The 3419-nt window shown below is 36.9% G+C and carries 6 protein-coding genes; 2 read left to right on the forward strand and 4 right to left on the reverse strand.

What is annotated here, in order from left to right:
* Positions 1–109: 109 nt before the first annotated feature.
* From A142_RS02175 to A142_RS02185, 3 genes are all read right to left on the reverse strand, one after another.
* Positions 110–436, reverse strand: a complete 327-nt coding sequence (locus tag A142_RS02175) for a hypothetical protein (RefSeq protein ID WP_017096998.1) — start codon at positions 434–436, stop codon at positions 110–112.
* Positions 420–1082, reverse strand: coding sequence for an AAA family ATPase (locus A142_RS02180; RefSeq protein WP_017096999.1), 663 nt, complete (start codon positions 1080–1082; stop codon positions 420–422). Before A142_RS02180 ends, A142_RS02175 begins: the two co-directional genes overlap by 17 nt.
* Positions 1083–1478: 396 nt before the next feature.
* Complete coding sequence (locus A142_RS02185) at positions 1479–2474, reverse strand: DUF4238 domain-containing protein (protein WP_019821306.1); 996 nt, start codon at positions 2472–2474, stop codon at positions 1479–1481.
* A 284-nt stretch (positions 2475–2758) separates the two neighbouring features.
* Between A142_RS02185 and A142_RS02190 the strand changes: the two genes are divergently transcribed.
* Entirely contained in the window at positions 2759–3025 is a 267-nt protein-coding gene (locus A142_RS02190; protein WP_020628667.1) for a type II toxin-antitoxin system RelB/DinJ family antitoxin, read from the forward strand.
* Positions 3012–3293 (forward strand): type II toxin-antitoxin system YafQ family toxin, encoded by a 282-nt coding sequence (locus A142_RS02195; RefSeq protein ID WP_017096583.1) that lies wholly within the window; start codon positions 3012–3014, stop codon positions 3291–3293. Before A142_RS02190 ends, A142_RS02195 begins: the two co-directional genes overlap by 14 nt.
* Before the next feature lie 50 nt (positions 3294–3343).
* On the opposite strand, the gene A142_RS24645 is transcribed toward A142_RS02195, so the two are convergent.
* A partial coding sequence (locus tag A142_RS24645) for a helix-turn-helix domain-containing protein (protein ID WP_139137151.1) occupies positions 3344–3419 on the reverse strand: 76 nt, incomplete at its 5' end.

Below are 3419 nucleotides of genomic sequence, written 5' to 3' on the forward strand. Positions count from 1 at the left end.
GTAAACACAGTATTACAAATGTTTAGTATTTAGGCAATAAATGGAGGTCTTCTTCATATTTATTTCAACCTACCCTATTATCTTATTATCTTATTATCTTATTATCTTATTATCTTAAGAATTTGATTAACTCTTCGTCATCCATCTCTGCTAATTTATTTGCGACTATCCTGATGATATCGCTCCTATTCAGTGTTTTTTCATCATCTAACTGCATTTTATAAGATAATGAGTTAAACCTCTTAAACTGATCGTCTAATGTCCTTTTATCCGTATTTGTTAAAGATATCGATACCGGTTTGGTCAGCTCACTAGATTGTCGAGGGCGTCCCCTTCCCTCACAAGAGGAAGCGTTAGGTTCTGAAGCCTCAATAAAAGCTTCTGCATCTTTAACTTTTTTCTCACTCATTTTTAAAGAATTACGACTCAATTTCATTTTGTACATCCTTTAATAAACAACTGATTTCAGCCTTAGCTTTACTATCTTTCCACTCATGAACACCCACAGCCTCAGACCATGCATCACGATGCGCTTTTCGCTCTGACACTACCGTATTCAATAAGACAAACTCCGGAAATTCTCTTAATAATTCTTTGGCTACCTTTTTCTCTGACTGGCTATTTGTAGGCGACATGTTTATAAAAACACCGACCTTAAGATCTGAGTTGTAATCACGAGCAGTCTCAATTGTATCGGCCATGTGCTCTAATAGTTCTAAATCAGACAAGCTGGCCTTTGTTGGCATTAACATCAAGTCAGCGGCCAACATAGCAGAGCGCATTTCTCGACTATCACGTCCGGCAGCATCTACAATTACGTAACTATATTTTTCAGATTCACGTTTTATTTGCTTTGTAACGTTCCCATCTAAACGAATACAAGGAAAAGCATTCATTTTATCTAACTCTTCTCTACGCTGCGCCCATCGATATAAAGTTGCTTGCGGATCTGCATCGATAAGTAAAATCTCATCAGTTTCTCCATTAAATCTTTCTTTCGAGATTGCGACAGCTAAATTTGCGGCGGTGTTGCTTTTGCCAACTCCCCCTTTTTGATGCCCAAGTAAGATAACCTTCCCCATGTGACGCCCCAATTAATTAATAAGATATTAAGTTAATAATATATTAACTTAATAAGAAAAACAACATAATAACAAATATCACCCTATTCATTGCTACAATGAATAGGGACTTCGATTCTCGCACAACTAAAGAACGATAAGAAAACCGAACATTTTGAGGCTTAGAGATAAAATATTGGCTGAAAGAAAAAACAGTTACAACTCATTAACATTCGGAGAGATTCTGTAATTAACTTTCAAGTGGGAATTGGTGAGTATCGAGAGGGAAGTTGGGTGATTTCTGCCATTCCGTAGCGATTAGAGAATGGAGCCTGCAAAAACCACCCTAATTTGGCCTATTTAACATATTCTACAAAGGATGATCCGAAAAACGAAATATTGCAAAGAGGCTTATGGCTACGTGTTCACAAAGGTTTGAACTCTATCATATCGCTCTCCAACGTGCTTTTTATAGGCTTGTAGCGACTCTTCGCTGTTACCAAAGATGTGTATATAAGCACCTCTAGCTGTTTCTGTGTTCAGTTTTACTACTGTTTCTATGTCTACTTTAGAAATCCCATCAGGAAACTGATTCGAACTACAATATACATAAGCAACGGTTGGAGAAATAGGATAGTACAAGTCAAATTGTTCTTCTGCCGGTGGCTGAAAGGATTCTTGCTTTAATTCAGGGTGAACATTGACAGAAGGACAGTCAGAAGTAATAAACGGCATATCGGTTTCATTGACTAGTAGGCAATTTTTATAATTATCCCTAGTGCTATACATTGAAAAACCCAGATTCCCACCAAGCATATGACTAAGAAACCACCAACTTTCATCAGAGTTCTTATATATCCATTGAGATTCCTTTGAGTCACCTTTAGACATAACAAGTAAAGCGAGGTCTTTGAATGCTTTTGTTCTGGCAAACTGTTGACCTAAATAATTGAAGAAACCTACTGAATACTCAGTACTATCGAAGAAAGATAAGTCTTTGTTGGCAATGCGTTTTAAGGCATAGGCTGCACTATGTTCATACGCAGTATGTAGATTCTCTAGAGAGTTATGTTTATGCGCTTCAAACGCCTCTTCTGCTTCGTGATTTTTAATATTGCTGTTTTTGTATAGAATTTCCATATTTTGAACATGAATAAAATGCTTAAGTAGATTCATATGTTCTTCTCTAATATCACTTTTTTCAGACATTAGTTTGATTAGCTTTCTATTGTCTTCTGTAATCGGCTTTATATGGTAGAAGTGACGCTCTTTAGCAATCATCTTGACACTGTCTTCTACTAGCTTACCTCTTACACTTCGGAACCAGACTTTGTTTTTTGTTCCTGACCAGTTTCTTAAATAGTTAGCCCAAACATAATGATGCTCTTTTTTTAACTGATTAGCTTTCTTCATAGAATTCTCATTAGTATCATGATAATTGATGGTAACTATTGTGCCATAAAAGAAATCAGCTTATGCACTATCATAGAGCGTCAACTCGCTTGGCCGAACCAGTCACAGGCTAATTGTAACTCAATAGCCAATTGGCGGTTTTGTAGCGAGGCTTTGGCATGAAGTCATAGTCAATGAATAAACTATGTATCTCATACTGAAATTCATAACAGGTGGCCATTATTTTGCTATTAGGCCGCCTTCTTGTTACTATTAACTAAAACGTAGCGCAAGCGAGTCACATAATGAAAACTGAAATGGTTAGAGCTAGAGTATCTAGTGAATTAAAGCATGAGTCTGAGATAATCCTGTCTGAACTCGGAATGAGCATGTCTGATGCAATTCGGATTTTTCTTAGTCAGGTGAAGCTTCGTCATGAGTTTCCTGTTGAGTTAAAAGTACCGAATCAAGATACTTTAAAAGCGATGCAAGAATCCGTTATTGATGAAACTTATGACTCCGCTGATGATTTGTTTAGTGATATTTTAGGTAGCAGAAGTGCTAAAAATTAGAATAAAAAGTTCTTTTAAAAAAGACCTGAAACGAGCGTCTAAAAATACACGCTACAACACCTCAATGTTGAAAGATCTTATCGATAACCACCTGGTGAAAACTGGTACTGTCCCAAATGAATATAAACCACACTTATTACAAGGCAACTGGAAGCCGCACATGGAGTGTCATATTCAGCCAGATTTTTTACTCATCTGGGATGTGGATTGGGATACACAAGAGTTGATATTAGTTCGTTGTGGTTCCCACTCAGAACTCTTTGGATAAAATTAATACGAACTAATATTTTCTCAGCTCTTCCAGTTGGCGCTAGCTCTTCAACCTAATACTTTATACACTGTTGTCCGACTACACCCTAACTTTTTACTGATTGCATGCTTGTTCATTCCTTGC

This window comes from Vibrio splendidus 12E03 (assembly GCF_000272105.2).
Lineage (GTDB): Bacteria > Pseudomonadota > Gammaproteobacteria > Enterobacterales > Vibrionaceae > Vibrio > Vibrio splendidus_I.

Bases quoted from the DNA above. Each gene is read 5' to 3' on its own strand.
- A142_RS02175 (WP_017096998.1), bottom strand. From the start codon at position 436: ATGAAATTGAGTCGTAATTCTTTAAAAATGAGTGAGAAAAAAGTTAAA.
- A142_RS02180 (WP_017096999.1), bottom strand. From the start codon at position 1,082: ATGGGGAAGGTTATCTTACTTGGGCATCAAAAAGGGGGAGTTGGCAAA.
- A142_RS02185 (WP_019821306.1), bottom strand. From the start codon at position 2,474: ATGAAGAAAGCTAATCAGTTAAAAAAAGAGCATCATTATGTTTGGGCT.
- A142_RS02190 (WP_020628667.1), top strand. From the start codon at position 2,759: ATGAAAACTGAAATGGTTAGAGCTAGAGTATCTAGTGAATTAAAGCAT.